Here is a 24,952-nt window from a genome sequence, read left to right on the forward strand (position 1 = left end):
GATTAGACCCGAAACCGGGTGATCTATCCATGAGCAGGTTGAAGCAAGGGTAAAGCCTTGTGGAGGACCGAACCATTAACGGCTGAAAACGTTTTGGATGACTTGTGGATAGGGGTGAAAGGCCAATCAAACCCGGTGATAGCTGGTTCTCCCCGAAATATATTGAGGTATAGCCTCATGGATTGTCTACCGGAGGTAAAGCACTGACAGAGCTAGGGGTCCTACCAGATTACCAAACTCTTTCAAACTCAGAATGCCGGTCAGATGTACCATGGGAGTCAGACAGTGGGTGCTAAGGTCCATTGTCGAGAGGGTAAGAGCCCAGATCAACAGCTAAGGTCTCCAAATCTATGCTCAGTGGTTAAGGTGGTGACGTTGTAGAGACACCCAGGACGTTGGCTTAGAAGCAGCCATCGTTTAAAGAAAGCGTAATAGCTCACTGGTCTAATGACGTTGCGCCGAAAATGTAACGGGGCTAAGCATAGTACCGAAGCTTTGAATTCCGCGTATGCGGTCTGGTAGGGGAGCGTTCTTCACGGGCTGAAGGTGTGTTGTAAAGCATGCTGGACTGTGGAGAAGTGATTATGCTGACATGAGTAACGATAAAACGGGTGAAAAACCCGTTCGCCGTAAACCCAAGGTTTCCTGGGTAAAGGTAATCTTCCCAGGGTTAGTCGGTCCCTAAGGCGAGGCTGAAAGGCGTAGTTGATGGGAAACGTGTTAATATTCACGTACTTGTATGTTCGCGCGATGGAGGGACGCAGAAAGGTAGATGGTCCGGGTGTTGGATTACCCGGTGCAAGCAGGTAGGCGTGAGGTGTAGGCAAATCCGCACTTCTTTACGCTGAGACGCGAGTCCGTGACCGTAAGGTCTGAAGCCATTGAGCCTATACTGCCTAGAAAAGCTTCTAAGTATAGAACATGCAAACCGTACCGAAAACCAACTCAGGTGGGTGGGATGAATAATCCAAGGCGCTCGAGAGAACTCTGGCCAAGGAACTCGGCAAAATAACCCCGTACCTTCGGAAGAAGGGGTGCTCCTTCGGGTGAAATTGATTCACTTAATGAGCCTGAGGGAGCCGCAGTGAAATGGTGGTGGCGACTGTTTACTAAAAACATAGGTCTGTGCGAAGTCCTAAAGACGACGTATACGGACTGACGCCTGCCCGGTGCCGGAAGGTTAAAAGGAGAGGTCAGCGCAAGCGAAGCTTTGAATTGAAGCCCCGGTAAACGGCGGCCGTAACTATAACGGTCCTAAGGTAGCGAAATTCCTTGTCGGGTAAGTTCCGACCTGCACGAATGGCGTAACGATCTCCACACTGTCTCGGCCAGAGACTCGGTGAAATTGAAGTCGCGGTGAAAATGCCGTGTACCCGCAGAAAGACGGAAAGACCCTGTGCACCTTTACTATAGCTTGACATTGGGATTTGGAACTGCATGTGTAGGATAGGTGGGAGACTGTGAACCCTGTACGCTAGTATGGGGGGAGTCATTGTTGAAATACCACCCTTGTTTTTTCAGGTCCCTAACCCTCTACCGTTATCCGGTGAGGGAACAGTGTCTGGTGGGTAGTTTGACTGGGGCGGTCGCCTCCTAAAGTGTAACGGAGGCATGCAAAGGTTCCCTCAGGCTGATTGGAAACCAGCCGTCGAGTGCAAACGCATAAGGGAGCTTGACTGCAAGAGAGACATCTCGAGCAGGTACGAAAGTAGGTGTTAGTGATCCGGTGGTCCCGAATGGAAGGGCCATCGCTCATTGGATAAAAGGTACGCCGGGGATAACAGGCTGATCGCATCCAAGAGTTCACATCGACGATGCGGTTTGGCACCTCGATGTCGGCTCATCACATCCTGGGGCTGAAGCAGGTCCCAAGGGTACGGCTGTTCGCCGTTTAAAGTGGTACGCGAGCTGGGTTTAAAACGTCGTGAGACAGTTTGGTCCCTATCTTCTGTGGGCGCTGGAGAATTGAAAGGGCCTGTCCCTAGTACGAGAGGACCGGGATGGACGCACCCCTGGTGGACCTGTTGTCGTGCCAACGGCACAGCAGGGTAGCTATGTGCGGAAGGGATAACCGCTGAAAGCATCTAAGCGGGAAGCCTGCCTTAAGATAAGTTCTCCCTGGAGCAATCCCTGAAGGGCCGAGGTAGACTACCTCGTTGATAGGCTGGAGGTGGAAGCGTCGTGAGATGCGGAGCTGACCAGTACTAATAGCCCGTGCGGCTTGTTTATGAAAAAAACTCCTTCCTTCCCTGTCAATTAAATATTTGACAACTTTGTTGGTAGCCATGGAGGAGAGGGTACACCCAATCCCATTCCGAACTTGGAAGTTAAGCTCTCCATCGCCGATGATACTGCATAACGTCATGTGGGAAAGTAGGCCGCTGCCAACATCTTTTAAAGCTCCCCGCTGCATCTCGCGCGGGGAGCTTTGCTATTTTTTATTTTACGCCGAAGCTTCTGCTTTGCTTTGCTGTCCTTATCCGTAGCGCTGCTGTCTGTTCCTCTAAGCCGCAAGAACGGCTAAGAGGAATGCCCTTTCTGGGCACGTTTCACGCAGCACGGCTCCTTCGTCGCCTACGGCTACGGCAACGTCATGTGGGATCGCTGCTGTCCTCATCCGTAAAGCGCTTACAGCGCTAACGGCTGAGGCAAAGTAGGCCGCTGCCAACATCTTTTAAAAAGCCCTTCGCTGCTACAGCGCGAAGGGCTTTTTGCCGTTCTGTAGCTAGCTTCCTTTCATTTAACGCAGCCTGATTCCTTGCCGTTTCCCATATCCTTCATTTGGGCCGCCTGCGCGGCGGGCGGCAGAGGGGGCCTGTTAGGGGCTGTGTATACTGCCCCCCATTAACAAGGCCGTCCTGTTAAGGTAGTTTTCTTCCAGCCCTGGAGGAAACATGAAACGCCGTATCTGGGACAGTAAAAGCAAAGCTCGCATCGTGCTTGAAGGATTGCAGGGGCGTTCTGTGGCAAGCCTTTGCAGTGAGTATCAAATCACTCAGAGCATGTACTACCGCTGGCGAGATACGTTTTTGGCCAATGCCGCCCAAGCCTTCGAAACCGGCACGACAAACCGCCGGGAAGAGCGCCTCACGGCAGAGAACCAAAAACTTAAGCAGGCCGTTGGCGAGTTGACGCTGGAATTAAAAAAAAACGACTGGTAAGCGACAGGCGGCGAACCGGCCAGACTCAGCTTCAGCGCGATGCCGAGCTCTTGCCGCTGATCGAAGCCCTTAAAATGGAGCATCCTTTTTGGGGCTACCGCCGCGTGTGGGCTACTCTCCGGCATAAAAACGGCATGAACGTCAACGCCAAACGTGTGGAACGCTTGATGCGTCTGCATGGCCTGGGCGTTAGGAGAGCAACCTTGCGAGCAAAGCGAACCCCCGGCGGAAGCAAGCCGCGTCCTGTTCGGCCCTGCCAGTGGTGGGGCATCGATATGACCAAGGTCATGACGGAAGGTGGCTGGGTGTATGTTGTTCTGGTAGTGGACTGGTTTTCCAAAAAGATCGTCGGCCATCATGCTGGCTACCAAAGCCGAAGTCATGAGTGGCTGCAAGCCCTGGAGATGGGCATTCAAGCGCACTTTCCCGAAGGCGTCCGAGAACAGGGCTTGAGCCTGATGAGTGATAACGGCTGCCAACCGACAGGAAAGGCTTTTGTGCGTGAATGCGCGACATTAGGCATCACACAGGCATTCACCAGCTACAACAATCCCAAAGGAAACGCGGATACTGAACGGACAATGCGCACAATTAAGGAAGAACTCTTTTGGTTGCGCGAATGGCGCAGCCTTGAGCACCTGGCCGACGAGCTTTCTGACTGGATAGAACTTTTTAACACCACGTACCTGCACTCGGCGCTTGGCTGGAAGACCCCGCAATGCGTGCATCAGCAGGCTCGTAAAAACCGGAAGGATACTCCCTTAAAGGCTGCTTGATCCATGGGGGGCATTACATGTGCCCCTCCGAGGCCCCCTCTGCACTCCCCCCGGACGACCCCCTGAGGCTTTCCAAAGCGTTACGCCCGCGAGGGCTGCGCGGCTTCCGCTGCGGGAGCTTCCTCGCTGCGCTCGGCGATCTCCCTCCGCGCCGTGCAACGCCAGCGCACGCCTTCGCGTTGAATGGGAGGCCGGGAAGAAGGCGTCTGGTTGATTGTATGGCGTCTCGTTGCTGGTGAAGGGACATTGTGACGAGGGCGTTTGTATGGTCTGTGTTTCGGGGAGCATAAAAACCGGGCCTGTCATTTTAGATGCGGTTTTCGTGCCCTGCGAGCGCAGCGGTTTTACTTTAATTAAGTTTGTGCCGTCTGCGCGGCGGGTAAGCATATCGCTTTCGGCCTCTCACACTGGGCGAAAGCGCACGCTGGCATTGCGCGGCGCGAAGGGAGATCGCCGAGCGAAGCGAGGAAGCTCCCGGAGCAATAGCCGCGCAGCCCTCGTGGAATGACGGAAACGGGAAAGCCCCAGCGGGGTGCTTCGGGGGGGATGCAAGGGGGGCCGAGAAGGGGGCGCAGCCCCATAACCGGCCCCGCCTTGCCGCACGCCGCGCAGGCGGCCAAAAGAACATAAAAAGAAAAGCTCCCATGTCCGCAGGACACAAAAACCGCCTCTCAAAGGACAAGCCCGGTTTCTATGCCTCTTGATCCCCCGCCACGCAGGCGACCCAAATTAAAATAATGAAAAGCCCCCGTACCCGCAGGGTACAAAAGCCTCCTCTCAAAGGCCAAACCCTGTTTTCTTGTCTTGAAAGGCCGACTGCGAAAAATTCCCGCCACCGCGCAGGCGCCCAAAACTATAATAAAGTAAAAGCCCCCGTGTCCGCAGGACACAGAGTATTCCTCTCAACGGACAGGCTTGGTTTTGCTTTCTCCGAAAGGCCTCCTGCGACAGGGGGCAAGGGCAGAATAAAGATCCCACAATGCCTGCATAAATAGGGTGGTATGGGCCTGAAGGATTCTCCATTAAGCAGTTTGATTCTTGGGTGCATTATAAAATGGCTGTTTGGACTCAGTCACGTAATTGAAATAAAAACAGTACGTTGCTGTAATCAAATAGCGATAGTAATCCCAGAGGACGGGGAAAAGAAAGGGCCGCGCGCGGCGGCCCAAGGAGAGGAGATTTATAAAAATTTGAGGTTAAAACGTGTACCGCAGCCCAAGGCTGAATTCATTGGCGTAGGGAGCCATGCCGGCGGAGTTTTTTTCCCCATCAAACGTTTTGTTGATTTCGGTGTAGCCCAATCCTACGAAGCGATACGCCAAGTCAGCAGAAAAATGCTCCGTGAAAGCATAAGAACAGCCCGCACCAACGTTCCAGGCAAAAACCGTGTCGTACTGTGTGAAGCTGCCGCGGTCTTCCTCGTCCGGATCGGATAATTCTGACTTATACTTGCTCTTTATAAATCCCAATCCTGCGCCAGCACCAATGTATGGGGTAAATGCTGTGCTGTTATGAAAATCCCAGTAGGCGTTCAAAAAAAGTGTTTGAACGTTCCATTCACCCTTGGTTGATGCTTTAACATCCTTTCCAAGGAGGTCAATGTTTGCGTCCCAGGTTTTTGTCATGTTGCTTCGGATGGCATATTCGAGTTCTGACCTGACAGGGACTTGATACTGTGGGTAGAAATCATACCCAACAAAGATGCCTCCGCCTACAGTGTTCTGCGAATACTCATTCATGCCCAGCGAGTCAAAATCCCCGCTTTTTGAAAATTTGCCCGTGCTCTGGATGGAGTCAATGAATTTAAGCCCAGCATATGCCCCAGAGGTCTCCGCTGCAGCGGGGGCCGCAAGTGCAACCGCTAGAATGAGGGGTAGAAACACATGCTTGAACATAGGAATCTCCTTCTCTAATGCCGATTACATGAATCCGAGTACGTTTTTACTACGCTCACCACTTTCGTATAGCAATAGTACCCTCAGGCCAGCAGATATTTTTTTTTATTTTAATAATGGCCGGGTTGCCCCTGGCGCACCGTCTATCTATTTTGGCTGGCCTCGGCATCAACGCCGGGAGCGGCGTACCGGCGCCCCGCTGTCACTGGTCATGGCTGCGGACTCTTGACCGGGCTATCCGCGATGGCAACTACCGCGCCATCAGGGCAAACACGCCCCAGCCGAGATATTCGCGGCTATAGGTAACATAACGCAAGGGCTCTGCCGTCAATTCGTCCCGAATTTCTTTGGCAAGGTCATCGTCCGGGTTGGCGTCGAGCCAGCGGCGCATGGTCAGCCACTTGGCCGCCTCGTACCTGTCCCATCCTTCCTGGTCGGCCAGCACCATCTCCACAACGTCGTAGTTGAGATCTTGGAAATGGGCGACAAGTTCGGGGAGCGTGCGAAAGTCGGCGATGGAACTGGCGAGGCATCCTCTGGCGGTTTCTTCCGATGACGGCACCTGCAACCAGTAGGGCTCGCCCACAAGAATGATTCCTCCGGCACAAAGACTCTTTTCGAGAAGCTCAATGGTGCCGTCGAGCCCGCCGCCAATCCAGGTGGCTCCGATACAGGCAGCCACATCCACCTTTACGTCCGCAATATAACCTGCGGCATCGTCGTGAATGAACGCAACCCTGTCGGCAACGCCAAGTTCAGCGGCGCGCTGTTTGGCCTGCTCGGAAAACAGTCGGCTCATGTCAACGCCAATGCCGGTAATTCCGTAATCGCGCGCCCATGTGCACAGCAGTTCGCCAGATCCGCTGCCAAGGTCCAGTATGCGGTTTTGCGCATTGAGGCGTAAGGCCGCACCCAACATGGCGAGCTTTCCCGCTGTGTAGGGGTTATGAATACGGTGGGCGCTTTCAGTAATGGTGAATATGCGTGGGATATCCAATGCAGTGCTTCCTTTCATGACCGTTTTCTGAGTCAGATTTTTTGATATCTGCAATAATTGTTGCGTGGTGCAACGTGAACGAAAAAACGGGCGCCGTGAACATTGCAAGCATCCATAGTTCTGGGCTGTTTATTGATATCGTATGTATTAGTGTAATTGCAATAAAAAATCCCCCTGACTGAGCCAGAGGGATAGTATGTACTTATAATGAAAGCGTCGTCAGTGCGGCAGGCTGGACTCATGCGTCCTGCGCCGCAGGATGAGCATGAAATCAAGCCAAATCATGAGGTGTCGTCCGGTGCGGGCTGGTGTGACAGGCGTGCCAGGCGCTTGGTCTGCCGTGGTCTGCCGTGGTCTGGCATCGCCAGTGGCGCGCGCCAAAAGTCGCTTGCTAAAATTGGGGCGGGCCGTCTTCCAGAGCCTGAGCCAGTTCGCGCAGGGCAGACAGGCTTTCTTCCGCTTCAATGGGAGTCAGGGTGTGCAGGGCAAAACCCGCATGCACGATAACATAGTCCCCGATATTGGGTTCTTCGGGCAAAAGCATGACAGAAGCGTTCAAAAAAGTCTGGCTTTCACCCACACGAACGCGGGCCATACCTTCACCAAAAAGTTCTTCAATACGCGCGGGAATGGCAAGACACATAGTTACCTCTTGTCAGGCAGATAAACACTGTTGCGGTTTCGGCAAGCTCTGAAGCGCCCACAAGCCGCCGCAAGCTGAAGGAAATGCAGCTTACCAGCCCGGACAGGAGTAGGCAAGCAGCCGGGGTGGAAGATCTTTTTGTCAAAATTGTTTTATGTGCCGCAGCGGGTGTGTCAGGCAGCGCAAGGTACTTGCGAATCCTTGACTTTAGGCGTTTCTTTGCCCAAACTACGGTGATTTTTCTCACCGCCAATGACATTTTTTTCTTGCGACATCAGTGCCGGGAGCCCCAATGAGTGATTATAAAAAAACGCTGAATTTGCCCCAAACCGCCTTTCCTATGAAAGCCAATCTGGCCCAGCGCGAGCCGGAAACCCTCAAGAAGTGGGAATCCATTAATGCCTGTGCCGCCATGGTGGAAGCTTCGGGCAGCAAGGGAACCTACATCCTGCATGACGGCCCGCCCTACGCCAACGGGCACATTCATATGGGCACGGCTCTGAACAAGATTCTCAAGGACATTATCGTCAAGTCCCGCAACATGGCGGGCTATACGTCGCGCTACGTGCCCGGCTGGGACTGCCACGGCCTGCCCATCGAACACAAGGTCGAGCAGGAACTCAAGGAAAAGAAAAAGGAACTTCCGGCCCATGTGGTGCGCAAGCTCTGCCGTGAATACGCCTCCAAGTGGATTGACGTGCAGCGCAAGGAATTCAAGCGCCTGGGCGTGCTCGGTAACTGGGAAGATCCCTACATGAGCATGAAGCCCGCCTATGAGGCGGCCACGGCGGACGAACTGGCCAAATTTGTGGCCACCGGCGGCGTGGTGCGCTCCAAGAAGCCCATTTACTGGTGCTGCTCCTGCCATACGGCGCTGGCCGAGGCAGAAGTGGAATACTATGACCACACTTCGCCCTCGGTCTATGTGCGCTTCGCCCTGCCCGACGAGGGCCTCAAAAAGGTCTTTGCCGCCGCCGATCCTTCCCGTGCGTATGTGATCATCTGGACCACGACGCCCTGGACCCTCCCGGACAACATGGGCATCTGCCTGCACCCCGAATTCACCTATGCCCTGGTGGAAGCCGACGGCAGCCAGTATATTCTCGCCGAAGAACTGGTGAAATCCTGCGCCGCCACCTTTGGCTGGAGCGACTACACCATTCTTGACCGTGCGCCCGGCGTGAAATTTGAAGGTCTCAAGGCGCGGCACCCCTTCTATGACAGGGACTCCCTCGTCATTCTGGGCCAGCATGTGACCCTGGACGCGGGCACGGGCTGTGTGCATACCGCGCCCGGTCATGGCCGCGAAGACTATGAAGTGGGCCTCAAGTATGGCCTGGAAGTCTATTCGCCCATGGACGACGCGGGGCGCTTTTTGCCCAGCGTGGAATTTTTCGCTGGCCTGAATGTTTTTGAGGCCAACCCAAAGGTTATTGAAAAGCTTGAAGAAGTTGGCGCATTGCTGCAAAAGGCCAAGATCAAGCACTCCTACCCGCACTGCTGGCGCTGCAAGGAGCCCGTCATTTTCCGTGCGACCACCCAGTGGTTTATCAGCATGGAAAAGAACGACTTGCGCGGCCGCGCCCTCAATGCCATTGACGAGCAGGTGCGCTGGATTCCCGCCTGGGGCCGTGAACGCATCCATAATATGGTGGAGTTCCGCCCCGACTGGTGCATCTCGCGCCAGCGTCAGTGGGGCGTGCCCATCATGGCCCTGCTGTGTGAAGACTGCGGCGAGGCCTGGAATGATCCCGATTGGATGCACGAAATGGCCGCGCGTTTTGCCAGCCACCCCACGGGCTGCGACTACTGGTACGAAGCCGAACTGAAAGACATCGTGCCCCAAGGGCTGGCCTGCCCGCATTGCGGCGGCAGCCACTGGAAGCGCGAAACGGACATCCTGGACGTGTGGTTCGATTCCGGCACAAGCTTTGCCGCTGTGCTGGAAAAACGGCCCGAACTGGGCTTTCCGGCTGACCTGTATATGGAAGGCTCCGACCAGCATCGGGGCTGGTTCCACAGCTCCCTTCTGGTCAGCGAAGGCACGCGCGGCTGCGCGCCCTACCGATCCGTGCTCACCCACGGCTACGTGGTGGACGGCGACGGACGCAAGATGTCCAAATCCATCGGCAACGTCATCGCCCCGCAGGAACTCATTGAAAAGTTCGGGGCCGAAATCGTGCGTCTGTGGGTTTCTTCCGTGGAATACCGCGAAGACATCCGCATTTCGGACGAAATCCTCGGCCGCCTTGTGGACGCCTATCGCCGCATCCGCAATACCTGCCGTTACATACTCGGCAACCTGAACGACATTTCGGCTGACGATCTGTTGCCGCTGGACAAGCTGGAATCTCTTGACCGCTTTGCCCTGGATGTGGCCGGTCGCGTGCACGAACGTGTGCAGCAGGCCTATATGGATTTTGATTTCCACAAGGTTTACCATACCCTGCACAACTATTGCGTCACTGACCTTTCGTCCGTGTATCTGGATATTCTTAAAGATCGCCTCTATGCCTCGGCCCCGGCCAGCCATGAGCGGCGTTCGGCCCAGACGGCGCTGTGGCACATCCTGTGCCTGCTGCTGCGCGACATGGCCCCGGTGCTGTCCTTCACCGCCGAGGAAATCTTTGCCCATCTGCCCGAAAGCCTGCGCGGCCCGGAACTCACGGTATTTGCCCTGCCGCCCCTGGAAGCCGCGCCCTACCTTCTTGACGAAGGCACGCGCGACGACTGGAACGTGCTGCTGGCCGTGCGCGGCGCTGTGACCAGGGCCATTGAGCCCATGCGTCGCGAAGGCATCATCGGGCATTCGTTGGACACGCGCATCACCCTTTTTGTGGCCGACGAACTGCGCCAGCGGCTTGAGGGCCTGCATACCGACCTGCGCGCCGTGTGCATTGTGTCGCAGTTGCATATGGAAGCTCTGGACCGCGCGCCCCAGGCGGCGTATCAGGATGAAGAGGTGGCGGGCCTTGCCATTGGCGTTGAAAAGGCGCGCGGCGCAAAATGCGAGCGCTGCTGGATATACAGCACCGAGCTTGGGACCGATCCCGCACATCCCGCCTTGTGCCCGCGCTGCACGGCGGTTATCAAGGTTATGGAATCCTGAGGATTATGCGCAAACGTTACCGTATTCTCGGGGGCATGGCCCTGCTGGCACTGGCGCTTGATCAATTGAGCAAGTATATTGTCATGCAGACCATCCCGGAACACAGGCCCGTTCCGGTGATCCAGGGCCTGTTTGATCTTGTGAACATACGCAACCGTGGAGCGGCCTTTGGTTTTTTGAACCGCTCCGATATCGAGTGGCAGTTCTGGCTGTTTCTGGTCGCAACGCTCGTGGCCGCATGGGCCATATTCATGCTGGTTCGCAGCTCGCATGATGACCCCTGGCTGTTCGCGGGACTGGGGCTGGTTCTGGGCGGGGCATTGGGCAACCTTGTGGATCGCGTCCGCTTTCGGGCGGTTGTGGACTTTCTGGATGTCTATTGGGGCGACTGGCACTGGCCTGCCTTTAACGTGGCCGATTCGGCCATCTTTGTGGGGGCCGCCCTGGCCTGCCTCGCCATGTGGCGTCAGCCTTCCGGGGCCGGAGACAAAACGGGCCGTAACGCCGGGAAAGCCTCCGGCAAGGGAGGTAATGCCGCATGATGTTTCATTGGTGGCATGTGGTTCTGGTTATGATTCCTATGATCCCCACGCTGTGGAGCCTCATCCACATATGGGGGCATGAGTTTCCCACACCGCAGCAACGGGCGCTGTGGCTCGTGCTGGTGGTTTTTTTACCGGTTATCGGCGGTATCATCTATATTTTCACGGGGCGTAAAAAAGCCCTGGGAAAAGTGCAAATTTGAAAAAGAGGATATTATGCGCACATTCCGTACATTGTGCTTTGTCACGCTGGCTTGCGCTGCTCTGCCGCTGAGCGCCTGCGTATCCGGCGGCAGCTCCAGCGGGGGCAGCCTCAGCCTTGAACAGCAGGTGCAGCAGCACGATGTGCAGCTGCGGCAGATGCAACCCTCGCAGGCTGACGCCTGGAATCAGATCCAGGCTTTGCGGCAGGAACTGAACACCTTGAAAGGGCAGATGGATGACCTTAACAATGCCGGTGGCGCGCGCGCCCTTGTGGATCGCGTGAACCGGCATGACGAGGCCCTGCGCCAGGTCGAGCGCAGCATGGCGCTGAACCTGAACCTTGGCGATGCGCCGTCCGCCACGTCCGCTGCCGCGCCAGTCGCGCCTGTCGCGCCTGTCGCGCCCACGGGCCAGGTCGCGCCTTCCACCCAGACGGCGCTTCAGACTCCCAGCTATGGCCAGCCCACCTATGGTCAGGCCGGTGCTGCCGGTTCCGTGGGCGCCGGTTCCCCAGGGTATGCCGCAGCCGTGCCCGAAGGCGTGCAGCCTTACGGCGGTCAGGCCGCCGCTGCCGCCCAGGCTCCCGCTGCGGCTCCCGCCGGCAGCAACTGGGGCCAGCCTTCGCCGCAGCCGCAGCCGCAGGTGCAGGCTCCCCAAAAGGACATCTCGCTGGCGCTCTACGACGCTGGCGTCAACGCCTATAATGCCCGCAAGTATGACGAGGCCCAGCGCTCCTTTGCGGACTTTCTGAAAAACTACAAAAGCCATAACCTGGCTCCCGAGGCCCAGTTCTACATGGCCGAGTGCTACTTCCAGCGCAATCAGTTTGCGGACGCGGCCCTCGCCTATGACAAGGTCATCAAGGACTATCCCAAGTCCTCCAGTGCGCCCGGCGCTTACCTCAAGCAGGGCATAAGCTTCAGCAAGCTCAATCAGGGCGCGGCCTCCAAGGCCCGTCTGGAAGAACTCATCAAAAAGTATCCCAACTCGCCCGAAGCAGCCCGCGCCAAGACCTTCCTCAAGACCAACAAGTAAGTTCTCTTCATGCCGCCGCGCCGAACCTCGGCGCGGCGGCCTTCTATTGCCTTTCCCCAACAGCGCCCGAGGCGCAAAGGTACACGCATGAGCGACAAAAAGGCCGAACCCGCCGTGTACAGGCAGTTGAGCGCGGACATGCGGCAGGGACTCAAGGATATCTATCAGCAGATTTCCACAGCCTCGCAGAGCAAGCCTCTGACCGATGCCGACACGGATGCGCTTTTTCACGAAGCCACCGCCCAACTGGCCGAAGTGCTCAAAGCCACAGAAAGCGCCACCATGTCAATTATGGAAGTTGTGGAGCGCCATCTTGACTTGCAGGCGCAGAATGCTGAACTCCTGGCGGCAGTGCGCGAGGGCACGGCATCGCAGGGGCAGATTGCGCGCCTTGAAAAAAATAACGCTTTGCTTGGCGACGACCTTACCGGCCTGCTGACGGCCCTGAGCTTTCAGGACATCACGGGGCAGCGCATCAAGCGGGTGGTGACGGCGCTGAACAAGATCGAAAATACCGTGGTGGAGCTGTATATTTCTTCGGGCCTCATCATGGACGGGGCGGAAAAAGACCCGAACAAGGATACGGAATCCCTGCAGACCGAGGCTCGTAAAGCTGTGGAGGATTTTCGCCAGCACCGCAAGAAAGCCGACGGCCTCAAAGGCCCCGACGGCAACGGCGTGTCGCAGAGCGCCATTGACGATATGCTCAGTCAGCTTGGTATGTAACACGCCTGCTACCCGGCATTTTTCAAGGCATCTTGTGCACGCGGGATGCCTTTTGCTTACACGGGCGCGGCACACGCTGCCGTTCACCCAGAGGAGAGAATCATGAACGTATTTACTGTTGATCACGATCTGTGCCGCAAGGACGGCATCTGCGCCATGGTTTGTCCGGTGCATATAATTGACGCCGAGGTGGGCGCATATCCCACCATGGACAAGCACAAGGCCGCCTATTGCATTGGTTGCGGTCAGTGTATGGCCTTTTGCCCCACCCAGGCCTGCGCGGCGCCAGGGCTTGACCGCAAGGACTGTCAGATCCTGCGCCCCGAGCACATGCCCACGGCGGAGCAGGTTGAGGAACTCGCGGTGTCCCGCAGGTCTGTGCGCAATTTTAAAAACAGGAACATTCCCAGGGAGCAGTTTGAACGGCTGCTGGCAGCGGCCCGTTTTGCCCCCACGGCCAAGAATACCCAGAACCTGCGCTGGATTGTGCTTGAATCGCGCGAGCAGGTGGTAAGGCTGGCGGAACTGGTGGTGGACTGGCTGCGCATTTTGCCGCAGGCCGACGCCACTCTGAGCGAAGGCGTACATGCCAGCGGCCTTGTGAGCGCTTGGGACAAGGGGATCGACGTGATTACCCGCACGGCCCCGCATCTGGCGGTAGTGGTCGCTCCCCAGTGGCACTGGGGACGGACGGATTCCGCCATTGCCGCCACCTATCTTGAACTGCTGGCCCATGCTCAGGGCATAGGCTGCTGTTGGGGAGGCTATCTCTGCACGGCCTTTGAGCACCCGGCGGCGCAGCCTGTACGGGACTTCCTCGGCGTCGGGCCGGATGAGATGGCTTATGCCGCGCAGATGATGGGCTATCCCCTTTTCAAGGCCAAGGCGCGCCCCGTGCGTAAACAGCCTGATGTGACATGGAAGTAGACGCCCTGGCCTGATCTGACGCGCCAACGTAATTCAGCCCGGATCACGCTTGCAGCCCCCCGCCTGTGCGGGGGGCTTTTTTTTGGCCCGTACTTTGCAAAGATTCTGGCACGGGCCACCGGGCCCGGGGAAAAGATGGCCGCGCACCCGTTTCAGCGCGCCTGCCAACCAAGGAGGAGCACATGCAAGCTGGCATGTTTAGCGGACTTTTTGCCGCACTCAGCACCGAGCACCGCATGAATTATATCGCCAATAATTTGGCGAATGCCAATACGCGCGGCTACAAACGCGACACCGTGGCGTTCAAGGACACCATGGTCAGCTATGCCTTTGACGAAATCCGCGAGCCGATACTGAACCTCAAGTCAGATCCCCTGTTTCCCGAGCCGCTCAATGCCTCAAGGGTGCGGCTGGCGGTGTCAAAGATAGATTTTGCCCAGGGCTCCATGCAGTATTCGGGCAATCCTCTGGACGTGGCCATAAATGGCGAAAACGCCTTTTTTCGCGTGGCCACGCCAACAGGAGAATTTTTGACGCGCAACGGCGCCTTTGTGCTGTCTGAAGACGGCACCATCATGACGCCGCACGGCTATCCGGTACAGGCTCAGGGCGGCGGCAACATCACTATTCCGCAGGGCACGCGGCATATCCAGATAAGCGGCGACGGCCAGGTCATTGCCGACAATGACGTGATAGGGCAAATCGCTCTGGTCAATGTGGATAATCCGCAGAACCTCGAGAAGATGGGCAATAATCTGTATCGCCCGCGCCAGAATGTGCAGGTGGCGGAAGGCGATGCCTACGCGGGCGGAAACCGCCTGGAACAAGGCTTTACAGAAGCCGCCAACGTCGAGGTGGTGCCCGAGATGGTGAACATGATTGAGGTGCAGCGCCAGTTTGAAGCGTACCAGAAGGTCATGCAGACCTCGGATACGCTGGATCGCGCGGCCACGGATAAAGTGGGCCGCCGACAGGGTTAGGGCATTTTCATTCTGAAAGAGCTCTTACGGCTGCGTGAGCAGACGCTCGCCGTGAAGGCGCAGGCGCGATTCATCCGCGCTGGCAAGCGCCACAACGGGCGTACCGTAGACGTTGAGAATGCGTATTCGCAAAAATAGTCTGCTCCAGGGCTGACAGCGAAGGCTGAAACAAGGAGAGTTTTCCATGATGCGTTCCCTTTGGACTGGAGCCACCGGCATGGTGGCACAGCAACTCAATATTGACGTCATTTCCAACAACCTGGCCAACGTCAACACGACGGGCTTCAAGAAAAGCCGCGCCGAATTTGAAGACCTCATGTACCAGACCATGCGCATGGCCGGGTCCATAACCGAGGGCGACAACCGTCTGCCGGTGGGCATACAGGTGGGCATGGGCACGCGCCCCACGGCCGTGCACAAGTTTTTCACCCAGGGCGACTTTCAGAATACCGGCAACACGCTGGACGTGGCCATTGAAGGCGACGGCTTTTTTCAGGTGGATGTGAACGGCGAGCTCATGTACACCCGCGCCGGTTCCTTCAAGCTCAACCAGGACGGCACTGTGGTGACGGCCAATGGCTACATCCTGCAGCCGGAATTTGCCGTGCCTGCGGAAACCAAGAATATTTCCATCTCTTCGTCCGGGCATATAGCCGCGCTGGACGCCCAGGGACAGGAAATCGCCGGGGCGGAAATTCCGCTGTACACCTTCATCAACCCCGCCGGTCTCGACGCTCGCGGACGTAACCTTTTCACGCCCACGCAGGCTTCGGCCGACGCGGTGGAAGGCGTGCCCGGCACGGCCAATGTCGGCACTCTGGCACAGGGATTTCTGGAAATGTCCAACGTGGAAGTGGTGGACGAAATGGTCAACATGATTGTTGGTCAGCGCGCCTATGAGGTCAACTCCAAGTCCATCCAGACGTCAGACTCCATGCTTGGCATCGCGGTACAGCTCAAGCGCAGTTAGGCGGTAGCAACATCATGAAATTACTGGCGGTACATATATCCACAACGGCAGATACGGTCGGGGCAGGGCGTAACGCGCGGCTCGTCAGGCTGGTCTGGTTTGCCGTGTCCGCTGTCCTGCTGGCGCTGACGCTGGCCTGCCTGTGGCGGGCCGGGCCTGTGCTGGCGGCGGGCGGCGTGCCGCAGGCCGTATGGCAGGATACTGACCGCAATCACCGGCGTTCGCCCGCACAGGTGAAAACCCAGCTACGGCCGCCACAGGTTCGCGCCGGGCAAATGCCCCTGAGCCCCGAAGCCCAGGACGCCAGAGCCGCCAAGACCAGTTCCCAGCTGGCCGCCAATGCTGTGCCCCTGGCCCAGGAAGGGCAGCTGAACATGCTGGGGCAGGGCGACTGGCGGCTCAAGATCGTCTCCGCCGCCGTGACCGGCACCAGCATGGTGCAGCTGGGAGATATAGCCGTGCCCATCGGGCATATGGATCAGGCGCAGTGGGACGCCTTGCGCGCCACCCCCCTGTGGGAAGCGCCGCCGGAAGAAGGCAAGCCGTTGCAAATCAACCGCTCCCGCCTGTCGCAGGCATTACGGCAGGCCCTGGGGCAGGATGTGGCCGGGCGCTGCATTTTGCCCACGTCCCTCGTGATCCAGCGCGGCGGCCTGGTCTTCAGGGAAGACGATTTGCGCAACTATGTCGTCAAAAGCCTGACTCCCCAGTTGGCGGCCATGCCGGGAGAGGCCGAACTCACGGACTTTCGTCTGCCGGAATACATTTTTCTTGCCCACAGCCAGCAGCGCGTACAGCTTGAGCCGGGCAAACTGGCTCCGGGGCGCGTGCCCTTGCGCTTTGCCGTGCAGGAGGCCGACGGTACGGTTCTGCGGCGGGTGGCGGGCACAGCCACGCTGGCCCTGTGGCTTACCGTGCCCACGGCGGCCCAGTCCATGAACAAGGGCGACGCCCTGACAGCCCAAAGCGTCACCTTTATGCGCGTCAACGCAGGGCAGCTGCGCGACCTGCCCTGGGACGGGCACGGCGGCCCCTGGCAGCTGGCCCGCGCCATCAATGCAGGAGACACAATCCTGCAAAGCGATCTGGCCAATCAGCTTATGGTCAAACGCGGGGATGTGGTCACACTCATATTTTCCAGAAATAACCTGCGCATCTCCACGCAAGCGCAGGCCCTGGCCGACGGCGAACCCGGCGCGACCATTCCGCTGCGGAACTTGCAAACCAAAAAACAGGTCTTCGGCATTGTCAAAAACGGCAATACCGTGGAGATACACTAGGCGTTGCAGCCGCACTGGCGGCAAGGCGCGGTTACCAAGGAGAGGAGCAAATGCAGGCACGTCATGTCATACCCGTTCTGGCGCTGGTCTTTGCGCTGTGCGCCGCCTGCGGCGGCGGGCCGCGCAAGCATCCGGCCTTGCAACCGCCTGTTATCGATCCGCAGGAATACAGGCAGGAAACCAACGCGGCAAACAACCCCGGTTCGCTTTTTGCGGCCAGTGAGCAGGATACGCTTTTTTCTGACAGCCGCGCCCGCAGGGTAGGGGATATCGTTGTGGTCAAACTGGTGGAAAACACCAAAGCCCAGAACAAGGCGGAAACCACGTCGAAAAAGAACAGCGGCAACGATTATCAGGTGGGCGCGCTTTTCGGGCAGACTTCGAGTGGCTTCATCCCCTTTCTGGGGGTAGGCCCCAACAGTTCTATTCCGGGCCCGGCCTTGTCTTCAAAGTCTGGCAGCGACCTTTCTGCCACGGGCAAGACCAAGCGCGAAAACTACGTCACCACCTCACTGGCGGCTCGCGTCATCCGGGTGCTGCCGGGCGGCCTGCTGCAGATCGAAGGCGCGCGTGAAATCCGCGTCAACGAGGAAACAGAGTATATGGTAGTGCGCGGCATGGTGCGCACCAAGGACGTGAGCGCGGACAACAGCGTGCTTTCAACCCAGCTCGCCGACGCCAGCATTGAATACTACGGCCGCGGCGTACTGGCCGACAAGCAGAAGCCCGGATGGTTCACGCGCCTTATGGACAACGTCTGGCCCTTCTAGCATGGCGTGGCATTTTGAAGTGCTTTGTGGGGGAGAGACGTGAGCGCAGGGCGCTCCGACAGAAACGCGCCACGGTGGAATGCTTTGTGGGGGAGGTATGTGGTTGGCCCGTCGATGGCGACGTGGAATGCTTTGTGGGGGAGGAGACCCTTTTGCAAAAGGGTCTCCTCCCCCACGCCCCCACCCCCTAAAACCTTTATTGCCGTTAGGGCGTGCTGGCTTTGAATGGGGTGCGCGCTGACGCTGCACGCGGGTGACCGGCGTGGGCTGGCACAAGTGAGGGCTGGCTCGGTTCGCAGGGCAGAGCAAGCCTGCGGCAGAGTTGCCGCCTGCAATGCGTGAGAGATATTCCGGGTCAGGCCGTGTATACTGAGCCGCAACACCATAATTTTTTTGACTGTGGGCAAAAAAAGCTTGCCAAGCACTGCCCGTTCGGGTAAATCAATCTTCGCGCCGAAGTGGTGGAATTGGTAGACACGCTAGGTTCAGGGTCTAGTTCTCGCAAGGGAGTGGGAGTTCGAGTCTCCCCTTCGGCACCATCTTTCAAGAGTCGTTATAAGCAACAGCTTGTAACGACTTATTTTTTTGTCTTGTGGCCAGCATAGGCACCAGACGAAAACCCGCACTTGGGAGTTTATGGGGTCAAAGTGCGGGGTCAAAGACGTGCCAAAATCGGGTGCAAACCTTTTTTGGCAGGTCAGGAGAAAACCCCATGTCACCTATCACTCCCATAGCCCTTGGTCCAAGTTGCGTACCTGCTCTCCGCATTTCCGGGGATGACAAAAAAAGTTCTCCTGCGTATCTTTGTCTCAAACGAAGCATCTATTATTTCCGTTACGCTTTGCCCAAGGAACCCCGACTGCACTGGGGACGAAGTGAGCTGCGCCTCAGCCTGCGGACATCTTATCTGCGGACGGCCCGTTTTCGCGCGCGCATGCTGCTTGCGGAAGTGGAAAAAACTTTTCTTGAGGACACCATGTTGGAGTACAGAGAAATCCGCCGCCGAATGAATATCCTGCTCCAGCGGATGCTGGCGCAGGATCATGCAGATCTTTCTGAAAAAAAAGCTCTCACAATAGGCGATACAACTATTCCTTACGATCAACTGAGGGCTTCACAGGCCGCAATGCTCTTGTGCTGGAATTCTGAAAAAGCGTTGGAGAAACTTGCACCAACTTGCCTTGTTGATTTATTTAAATCGGGAGCCTTTACTTGGGAAGAACTTTCGGAAGAAAATTATTTACAGATAGTCAAGGCATATAACGAAATGCAGATCACCATGCACCGTATCGAAGTAGCACGATTGCGTGGAGATTTTTTACTGGAAGAAGAAATCGTCGGACGTGACTACGGAAAGCTTCCTTGTGAAATAGAAGAAACTGCCGAAAAAGAGGTTTCTTCAGTCCCAATACAGGTAGCCATAGAGGCAATGCCGCCAAAGAAAAATGCGCTTCTGTACTCTGAAGCTATGGAGCGGTACACCCATCAGAAGCTGCAGGATGGTGAATGGCGGGAACACAGCGTGGCAGATCACCGTGGCCGCTTGGGCGAATTTTTGGCCATCATCGGGGATAAATCCATTGAGAGTATCACCCGTGAAGATATGCGGCACTTTCGTGAAACCCTGCGGCGGTTGCCGCCGAACCGCACAAGGGTGAAGGCCTATAAGGATAAAAGTATTCAGGAACTGCTTGCGCTCAAAGTTGAAAAAACGCTCAGCGTCACCACCGTCAACATTTTAGTGGAGGCCGTGGGAAGTATGCTGGGATGGTACGTGCGGGAAGGTGTGCTGGATGTTAATCCGGCCACACACCTGCAAATCAAGGATACGCGTCAGGACATCGAACTGCGCCAGGCTTTTTCTGCAGATGAATTGTCAAAAATTTTTGCACATCCCAAATTTGCACAAAAAGAATTCAAATCTCCTTCCTACTACTGGATACCACTGATCGCTCTTTATACTGGTATGCGCCTTGAAGAAATCTCCCAGCTTCATTGCGCCGACATTTATGAAAGTTCGAACAAAGGGATTTGGATTATCGACATTAACGCCACGGGACTTGATGAAGAGGGTCGCCCCAAGCTGCTGAAAAATAAAAATGCGCGACGAATCGTGCCCATACATCCCATTTTAATAAGGCTGGGAATTTTAGATTACCATGCCGATATTACAAAGAAAAAGCATGTTCGACTTTTCCCTGATCTGAAAAAATCAGAAGGGGCCGTAAAGTTTGGCAAACAGCCAGGAAAGCAGTTTAAATCTGTGGTGACGGCTGCCCTTGGAGATGCATCGGGTAAGACGTTTCACTCACTCAGGCACACCTTTGCAGATTTTTATAAGCAGCGGGGCCTGCAAAATGACTATTTCCGCCAGGTGTTCGGGCACGAACTGCCCATGCTTGCTGGCAAGCAGTATGGTGAAAAATTCCCGCCAAAGGTTTTATATGAAAATGTGATTGTGAAGTTGGATTATGGTAGTAGTATTAATGTTGTGTTTTGAACGGATATGGAGATGTAAAAGTGTCATATTCTAACGATAGCAAACTCTCTCGTAGTTTTCTGAGCTTGCGCGCAAAGATTGATAAAACAGCAATTGCAACATGTTTGCAGGCCAACAAAAACGCAGAAATTTTTGTTGGCCTCATCAATGCGGTTTTTACATGTCTGATCAGTTCAGAAAAAGAAGAATTTCTTCAGGAACTCGGGAATCCAGAACGAAAAATAGGTTGGGAAATACAAGATAGATTTAGCGGTGACGATGTCGTTGGATTTGCCATGAAGAAACTCGACAGGGATCGTATCCAAACAGCACGTATCTTAGGAGAAAGGTTGGGTATCAAGCCTGAAAACTGCTTTGATGCGTTTCCCATTACACAGAACAACAGGGTGAACAATAATAACGAACCATGCTATTTATCATATTTTATTCCAGAGAACATTAATGTTGGACATAAAAGATACAAACTTTCATGTATCGATGAGCAAGAAAACTTTGGTGGGGAGGTTGAACAAAAAATTTGTTGTTATTCTGCAGCAAAAGACGACTGTTTTTTCCTGATAGCGTCTAAAAAAGCAATTCAAAAAAGAAATAGAATAGAAAATTTTCATGGGATTGGCTGCGCACCATCAACAGCATTGGCTTTTTCCAGAGTTGCAATTGATAAATTTCCAGACGCTCACGTTATTTTTCCGATGTCTTTGCCTGTCGCATTTCATCTTCGGAGGGTATGCCGTGAAGCTGGAATTGGTGAACGTAATTTTATAGTTTCCGGACATTTCGGGGGCATTGATGCTCTTGATTTGAAATGTTTTCAGGGGCGAAAGGTCATATTGCTCCCGGAGTTCTCGGAAGATGGCTTTTTTGAGGCAGACCGAATTGCCGAAAAGCTTAAATCCATTGCGCGTGATCTAAAAATATACCCTTGGCCTATCAGGGCTGATGGCATGTCTGACGAGGTGATGACTGCTGGGACAGGCTGGAAGCAAACCTTCCTTGAACAGGAGGTTGACTTGAGGGAAGAACTAGCCCCTTCCTCTCTTCTTAATAGAGTTACTAAGAAGGCACTATCCCTCTCTGATTTTAAAGAGTTGCTCGTCGAAGTCGGATCGAGCCCTTCAACGAAAGATTCATCGCAAAAAAATAATCAAGCACTGCCTCCAGCCAATCCCGCACTGACCCCTGCAAAGGCTTTTAAATTGGCTGACGTAACTCTCTATCACACAATGCGTCCAGGCAGTTATGTCATGATTGTCGGAAAGAAGGGGGCTGGTAAAACGCAAGTTGCTCTCTCGACTTGCCGCTCCATACTCAATGGCAATGTCATGTGGCCGCTTTTTTCTGGTGCTGGCGTGGCTGCTGGCAATGTTGCTTATATTGATGCGGAAACCCCATATGATGAATTTTGTGCAAATCTAGACCAGCATTGCCTTGCCAAAGAACAGGGTAAACGTTTTTTTGGTTTGTCTATATTTGCCCCTGACCTTCCGGAATTTTGCGATACTTTTTCTCTCGCGGATTATGGATTTCGCGAGGGGCTTAGCAACTACCTCCAGAAAAACGAATGTCGCTTTGTTTTTTTTGATAACCTCAGTGCCTTGATGGGCGATAAGTTGAACTACGGCAATTTTTCTGATGAGGTGCTTGAGTGGGTAAAAAAACTTCAGCGTCATGACCATTGCGTGGTTTTTGTTCACCACAAATCAGAGGATGCAGCTGCGAATCAGCATGGCGTGAATGCTCGCGGTAGCCATCTCTTCACCACTCTTGCCAGAACATTCATTGGATTGGTGAGTAGCGCAGAAATATTGAATGACGCTCTTGGTACCGAGGACATTCAAAAAGCAGCGGCCCAGGATGGTCTGACTGTGGGTTTACGGTTCGATGTGAGTAAGCCAGCACCCATTCTGGAAAAAAAGACCTTCTGGCTGCACCTGCCGTTGGGGGACTCGGAGTGGGAGTTTCTGGCCGCTACTGGGGCAGATGGGCAGAAAATTGAATTGCCTATGGGTGCTGCTACAACTGGAGTTGGGGCTGCAAACAACAAAGAAGACTCGCAGCCCGTACCGGGCGCAGCTCCCTCAGTGCCTGCCGAGCACGACCTTTCCCCTGACCAACGGCAAGTGCTTGAAATTTTGCAAAAAGGCTCTGCCAAGCGTGAAAAGATACAAGATGAAACCCACTTTGGCGAAGACAAAACCCGTGATCTGCTGAATTCGCTTATTGAATTGGGGTTAGTCAGTAGGGAAGGCCAAGGAAAGGGTACTTATTACACTCAAATACCCACATCATAGGCAATTGCCCCGCTCTGGCAGGATCCCCCGGGATACGTACTTGTATCCCGGGGGGGTCTATTTTTAGGGCTGCTACTCACTGGAAATGTGCGGGGATTGACTAGGAATTGTCCAGGCAACGAGGGGTTTGTTCGCCTGTATTACGCAGGGATTACACCAGTAAAGCCACGAACACCGAAGATGATGTTTTACTATGTGTCGTGATATCAGATGGTTAGGCTAGATGTCTTGTCTCCAATAGCGGGACAGTACGGCAGAAAAATAAGATGGCGTCGTTTTGTCAAGCTGCCTTTATTTTCCCGCGCTGGGGAGCCGGACCGGGCTGCAATGGGATGCCACGGTGATCTGACCGATTTTGGCATGAAGTATCTGGAGTTGTTTTTCCTTCCTGGCCTCTTCGTCCTTGATTTCACTAGCAAAAATACCCGCTGCTGACGCCTTGAGCTGCTTCACTCATTTGTGAACAAGTGTCTGATGAGCGCCGAATTCTGAACCGAGATCAGCGATGGTCTTATCGCCGGAAAAAGCCGCCAGGGCCACTCTGGCCTTGAAAGCCGGAGCATGATTCTTTCGCTTGGACATGTGTTCTCCTCGTCTGGTTGAGTCGCTATCACACCTGTCCGATTTTTGGGGAGCACTTCTGCCATCGTGTAGAAAGATACTATGTTTCAGCCGCCGTACAAGATGGGGATGCAGAAAATGCGGCTATTGTCTGTCGACTTTGCTGGAAGAAATATTCAACAGCCGCTCTTTCAAAAAATCGGTAAAGTTACGTCGCCCGTCCGCTACAATATGAATATGAACTTCATGGGTAGCCTTGCTGGCTTGATAGACAATCCTGTACGGTAAAATTTGAATTTCTCGATACGGAAGAATGTTTACTCGCTTCAGTTCAGGAGGGATACGACCACGGTCGGGAAGTTCGCACAAGCTGTCCCGCGCTTGAATAAACTTGTTCAGGATCGCTTCAGCGGTGTCTGCCCCATCCCGGTCAGCAATGAAGGCGAAAATACCGTTAATGTCTTTATCGTCTTGGCGGGTAAAGGCAACCCGCCAGGCTTTAGTCGCGTCCATTGCGTTTTTTCTCGATCATATTACGGATGTCAGCAAAAACCTCGTCCGAATTGCGTAGATTACCGGCCTCCACATCGGCGAAGCTATCTGCGAGCATACGCAGAAGAGCCAGGCTTTGTTGCATCTGGTCGTATTCCCGGACGTTCATCACAACGGCTTTTGCTTCGCCATTTTGTGTAATAACCATCGGATTACATGTTTCTGCTACAGATTCAACCATTTTTTTTACGTTGTTTTTGAGCCAGGAGATTGGCTTGATGTCTGAATGTAGTTGCATGCGTCCTCCATAGGGGGGAAATTATGGCTGAATTTAGGGTGAAATTTCTTGAGGGATAAATCAAGATTCTTCTGGAGAAACCTGGATGGCTGATGGCTTCCAACTATAAGATAATCCTTTTCGGCAAATAGATCGAAATGTGGCGTAAAATTCGCCATCACACGGTTTTTTATTTAAGTATTTAGGTGTTTACTGACAGCGGGTTGAGAGATGCGCCATCTGGTGCGCGGCTTGGCCCTGATTGCCGCCGCTCATGAGTATGACTGCTGTGGTCATGATGGAGCGCACTTCCGCCAGGGAGGGAAGGACGGGTAACATGAGGAAAAAAGCAGCAGGTTCTTGTCCGTTTTTTTTCAGCCGACCTCTCAGTGATGTCGTTCTGCATCAAACGTGACCCATCAGGCTACTGCAGGCCTATATGGTATGCAAAACTTGACGGAGGGCATTGTGAACATGAGCAACACCAGACCTGAAATTATCTTTTTTGAGCAATTGGAAAAAAATCTTCCTCCTGTCTTTTCTCGTGAAGAGGCGGCCCGGCAGATGGGCGGCTTGATTCGGGCCAAGACCCTTTCAAACCTTGACGCCATGGGAGAAGGGCCAAGCGTGAAAATTCGTATCAGAAAAAAGGTTTGCTATGAGCGTCGAAATTTCCTCCAATGGCTCAAGCAGCATGTGCGGCAGTAACTGACCGCAAAAAACACCAGCAACGAACAACCGCAGGGGCATGAATTTTTTCATGCCCCTTTCTTATTCTATGCGGCAAGTATTTGCCCGTTTCGGAATAATTCACCC

At 54.8% G+C, this 24,952-nt stretch carries 22 protein-coding genes, 1 tRNA gene and 2 rRNA genes (1 of these 25 cut by a window edge); 18 read left to right on the top strand and 7 right to left on the bottom strand.

The window, feature by feature from the left end; translation table 11 throughout:
* The 4 genes from DESU86_RS08615 to DESU86_RS08630 form a co-directional block, all read left to right on the top strand.
* Positions 1-2,229 (top strand): 23S ribosomal RNA (locus tag DESU86_RS08615) (it extends 704 nt beyond the left edge of the window).
* Between the two features lie 46 nt (positions 2,230-2,275).
* A 5S ribosomal RNA gene (gene rrf, locus DESU86_RS08620) occupies positions 2,276-2,390 on the top strand.
* A gap of 504 nt (positions 2,391-2,894) precedes the next feature.
* Positions 2,895-3,161, top strand: a complete 267-nt coding sequence (locus DESU86_RS08625; RefSeq protein WP_179979275.1) for a transposase — start codon at positions 2,895-2,897, stop codon at positions 3,159-3,161.
* Entirely contained in the window at positions 3,155-3,937 is a 783-nt protein-coding gene (locus DESU86_RS08630) for an IS3 family transposase (protein WP_232088390.1), read from the top strand. Before DESU86_RS08625 ends, DESU86_RS08630 begins: the two co-directional genes overlap by 7 nt.
* 1,196 nt (positions 3,938-5,133) lie before the next feature.
* On the opposite strand, the gene DESU86_RS08635 is transcribed toward DESU86_RS08630, so the two are convergent.
* The 3 genes from DESU86_RS08635 to DESU86_RS08645 form a co-directional block, all read right to left on the bottom strand.
* On the bottom strand, positions 5,134-5,832 hold the full coding sequence (locus DESU86_RS08635; protein WP_179980678.1) for an outer membrane protein: 699 nt from the start codon (positions 5,830-5,832) through the stop codon (positions 5,134-5,136).
* A gap of 250 nt (positions 5,833-6,082) precedes the next feature.
* The gene (locus DESU86_RS08640; protein ID WP_179981773.1) at positions 6,083-6,829 is read right to left on the bottom strand and encodes an SAM-dependent methyltransferase; all 747 of its coding nucleotides are present in this window, start codon (positions 6,827-6,829) and stop codon (positions 6,083-6,085) included.
* 391 nt (positions 6,830-7,220) lie between these two features.
* The gene (locus DESU86_RS08645; protein ID WP_179980679.1) at positions 7,221-7,472 is read right to left on the bottom strand and encodes a HypC/HybG/HupF family hydrogenase formation chaperone; all 252 of its coding nucleotides are present in this window, start codon (positions 7,470-7,472) and stop codon (positions 7,221-7,223) included.
* 292 nt (positions 7,473-7,764) lie between these two features.
* Between DESU86_RS08645 and ileS the strand changes: the two genes are divergently transcribed.
* The 7 genes from ileS (at position 7,765) to DESU86_RS08680 (ending at position 14,995) form a co-directional block, all read left to right on the top strand.
* Positions 7,765-10,581: an isoleucine--tRNA ligase gene (ileS, locus tag DESU86_RS08650; RefSeq protein ID WP_179980680.1), complete on the top strand. Its 2,817-nt coding sequence runs from the start codon at positions 7,765-7,767 to the stop codon at positions 10,579-10,581.
* A 5-nt stretch (positions 10,582-10,586) separates the two neighbouring features.
* Complete coding sequence (gene lspA / locus DESU86_RS08655; RefSeq protein WP_442873482.1) at positions 10,587-11,123, top strand: signal peptidase II; 537 nt, start codon at positions 10,587-10,589, stop codon at positions 11,121-11,123.
* On the top strand, positions 11,120-11,326 hold the full coding sequence (locus DESU86_RS08660; protein ID WP_179980681.1) for a PLDc N-terminal domain-containing protein: 207 nt from the start codon (positions 11,120-11,122) through the stop codon (positions 11,324-11,326). Before lspA ends, DESU86_RS08660 begins: the two co-directional genes overlap by 4 nt.
* Before the next feature lie 13 nt (positions 11,327-11,339).
* Positions 11,340-12,362 (top strand): tol-pal system protein YbgF, encoded by a 1,023-nt coding sequence (gene ybgF, locus DESU86_RS08665; RefSeq protein WP_179980682.1) that lies wholly within the window; start codon positions 11,340-11,342, stop codon positions 12,360-12,362.
* Between the two features lie 87 nt (positions 12,363-12,449).
* Positions 12,450-13,088 (top strand): protein phosphatase CheZ, encoded by a 639-nt coding sequence (locus tag DESU86_RS08670; RefSeq protein ID WP_179980683.1) that lies wholly within the window; start codon positions 12,450-12,452, stop codon positions 13,086-13,088.
* A gap of 102 nt (positions 13,089-13,190) precedes the next feature.
* Complete coding sequence (locus DESU86_RS08675) at positions 13,191-14,015, top strand: nitroreductase family protein (protein ID WP_179980684.1); 825 nt, start codon at positions 13,191-13,193, stop codon at positions 14,013-14,015.
* 182 nt (positions 14,016-14,197) lie between these two features.
* On the top strand, positions 14,198-14,995 hold the full coding sequence (locus DESU86_RS08680; RefSeq protein WP_179980685.1) for a flagellar hook-basal body protein: 798 nt from the start codon (positions 14,198-14,200) through the stop codon (positions 14,993-14,995).
* A 24-nt stretch (positions 14,996-15,019) separates the two neighbouring features.
* Here DESU86_RS08680 and DESU86_RS08685 read toward each other — a convergent pair whose 3' ends face one another.
* Complete coding sequence (locus tag DESU86_RS08685; RefSeq protein WP_179980686.1) at positions 15,020-15,181, bottom strand: hypothetical protein; 162 nt, start codon at positions 15,179-15,181, stop codon at positions 15,020-15,022.
* Between DESU86_RS08685 and flgG the strand changes: the two genes are divergently transcribed.
* The 6 genes from flgG to DESU86_RS08715 all read left to right on the top strand — a co-directional run bounded on the left by flgG (position 15,180) and on the right by DESU86_RS08715 (position 22,806).
* A complete protein-coding gene (gene flgG / locus DESU86_RS08690; protein ID WP_179980687.1) occupies positions 15,180-15,965 on the top strand; it encodes a flagellar basal-body rod protein FlgG in 786 nt (261 codons plus the stop codon). The two genes, DESU86_RS08685 and flgG, sit on opposite strands and share 2 nt — an antisense overlap.
* 14 nt (positions 15,966-15,979) lie before the next feature.
* Positions 15,980-17,245, top strand: a complete 1,266-nt coding sequence (gene flgA, locus DESU86_RS08695; protein WP_179980688.1) for a flagellar basal body P-ring formation chaperone FlgA — start codon at positions 15,980-15,982, stop codon at positions 17,243-17,245.
* A gap of 50 nt (positions 17,246-17,295) precedes the next feature.
* Entirely contained in the window at positions 17,296-18,015 is a 720-nt protein-coding gene (locus DESU86_RS08700; protein ID WP_179980689.1) for a flagellar basal body L-ring protein FlgH, read from the top strand.
* 452 nt (positions 18,016-18,467) lie between these two features.
* Positions 18,468-18,554, top strand: a tRNA-Leu gene (locus DESU86_RS08705).
* 173 nt (positions 18,555-18,727) lie between these two features.
* Entirely contained in the window at positions 18,728-20,515 is a 1,788-nt protein-coding gene (locus tag DESU86_RS08710) for a DUF6538 domain-containing protein (protein WP_179980690.1), read from the top strand.
* A gap of 20 nt (positions 20,516-20,535) precedes the next feature.
* Complete coding sequence (locus tag DESU86_RS08715) at positions 20,536-22,806, top strand: AAA family ATPase (RefSeq protein ID WP_179980691.1); 2,271 nt, start codon at positions 20,536-20,538, stop codon at positions 22,804-22,806.
* 453 nt (positions 22,807-23,259) lie between these two features.
* On the opposite strand, the gene DESU86_RS14615 is transcribed toward DESU86_RS08715, so the two are convergent.
* The 3 genes from DESU86_RS14615 to DESU86_RS08725 form a co-directional block, all read right to left on the bottom strand.
* Positions 23,260-23,388 carry a hypothetical protein gene (locus DESU86_RS14615; RefSeq protein ID WP_269474327.1) on the bottom strand — a complete coding sequence of 43 codons (129 nt, stop codon included), beginning with the start codon at positions 23,386-23,388 and terminating at the stop codon, positions 23,260-23,262.
* A gap of 123 nt (positions 23,389-23,511) precedes the next feature.
* Positions 23,512-23,880, bottom strand: coding sequence for a type II toxin-antitoxin system RelE/ParE family toxin (locus tag DESU86_RS08720; RefSeq protein ID WP_179980692.1), 369 nt, complete (start codon positions 23,878-23,880; stop codon positions 23,512-23,514).
* On the bottom strand, positions 23,867-24,157 hold the full coding sequence (locus DESU86_RS08725; RefSeq protein WP_179980693.1) for a type II toxin-antitoxin system Phd/YefM family antitoxin: 291 nt from the start codon (positions 24,155-24,157) through the stop codon (positions 23,867-23,869). The genes DESU86_RS08720 and DESU86_RS08725 overlap by 14 nt, the downstream gene beginning before the upstream one ends.
* Before the next feature lie 447 nt (positions 24,158-24,604).
* On the opposite strand from DESU86_RS08725, the gene DESU86_RS08730 reads away from it, so the two are divergent.
* The gene (locus DESU86_RS08730; RefSeq protein ID WP_179980694.1) at positions 24,605-24,844 is read left to right on the top strand and encodes a hypothetical protein; all 240 of its coding nucleotides are present in this window, start codon (positions 24,605-24,607) and stop codon (positions 24,842-24,844) included.
* Positions 24,845-24,952 lie beyond the last annotated feature (108 nt).

It is taken from the genome of Desulfovibrio sp. 86 (assembly GCF_902702915.1).
Taxonomy (GTDB): domain Bacteria; phylum Desulfobacterota; class Desulfovibrionia; order Desulfovibrionales; family Desulfovibrionaceae; genus Desulfovibrio.

What these genes read in the sequence shown, in the direction of transcription:
- DESU86_RS08625 (WP_179979275.1), top strand. Translation starts at nt 2,895, where the DNA reads ATGAAACGCCGTATCTGGGACAGTAAAAGCAAAGCTCGCATCGTGCTT.
- DESU86_RS08635 (WP_179980678.1), bottom strand. Translation starts at nt 5,832, where the DNA reads ATGTTCAAGCATGTGTTTCTACCCCTCATTCTAGCGGTTGCACTTGCG.
- DESU86_RS08645 (WP_179980679.1), bottom strand. Translation starts at nt 7,472, where the DNA reads ATGTGTCTTGCCATTCCCGCGCGTATTGAAGAACTTTTTGGTGAAGGT.
- ileS (WP_179980680.1), top strand. Translation starts at nt 7,765, where the DNA reads ATGAGTGATTATAAAAAAACGCTGAATTTGCCCCAAACCGCCTTTCCT.
- lspA (WP_442873482.1), top strand. Translation starts at nt 10,587, where the DNA reads ATGCGCAAACGTTACCGTATTCTCGGGGGCATGGCCCTGCTGGCACTG.
- DESU86_RS08660 (WP_179980681.1), top strand. Translation starts at nt 11,120, where the DNA reads ATGATGTTTCATTGGTGGCATGTGGTTCTGGTTATGATTCCTATGATC.
- ybgF (WP_179980682.1), top strand. Translation starts at nt 11,340, where the DNA reads ATGCGCACATTCCGTACATTGTGCTTTGTCACGCTGGCTTGCGCTGCT.
- DESU86_RS08670 (WP_179980683.1), top strand. Translation starts at nt 12,450, where the DNA reads ATGAGCGACAAAAAGGCCGAACCCGCCGTGTACAGGCAGTTGAGCGCG.
- DESU86_RS08675 (WP_179980684.1), top strand. Translation starts at nt 13,191, where the DNA reads ATGAACGTATTTACTGTTGATCACGATCTGTGCCGCAAGGACGGCATC.
- DESU86_RS08680 (WP_179980685.1), top strand. Translation starts at nt 14,198, where the DNA reads ATGCAAGCTGGCATGTTTAGCGGACTTTTTGCCGCACTCAGCACCGAG.
- flgG (WP_179980687.1), top strand. Translation starts at nt 15,180, where the DNA reads ATGATGCGTTCCCTTTGGACTGGAGCCACCGGCATGGTGGCACAGCAA.
- DESU86_RS08685 (WP_179980686.1), bottom strand. Translation starts at nt 15,181, where the DNA reads ATGGAAAACTCTCCTTGTTTCAGCCTTCGCTGTCAGCCCTGGAGCAGA.
- flgA (WP_179980688.1), top strand. Translation starts at nt 15,980, where the DNA reads ATGAAATTACTGGCGGTACATATATCCACAACGGCAGATACGGTCGGG.
- DESU86_RS08700 (WP_179980689.1), top strand. Translation starts at nt 17,296, where the DNA reads ATGCAGGCACGTCATGTCATACCCGTTCTGGCGCTGGTCTTTGCGCTG.
- DESU86_RS08710 (WP_179980690.1), top strand. Translation starts at nt 18,728, where the DNA reads ATGTCACCTATCACTCCCATAGCCCTTGGTCCAAGTTGCGTACCTGCT.
- DESU86_RS14615 (WP_269474327.1), bottom strand. Translation starts at nt 23,388, where the DNA reads ATGTCCAAGCGAAAGAATCATGCTCCGGCTTTCAAGGCCAGAGTGGCC.
- DESU86_RS08720 (WP_179980692.1), bottom strand. Translation starts at nt 23,880, where the DNA reads ATGGACGCGACTAAAGCCTGGCGGGTTGCCTTTACCCGCCAAGACGAT.
- DESU86_RS08725 (WP_179980693.1), bottom strand. Translation starts at nt 24,157, where the DNA reads ATGCAACTACATTCAGACATCAAGCCAATCTCCTGGCTCAAAAACAAC.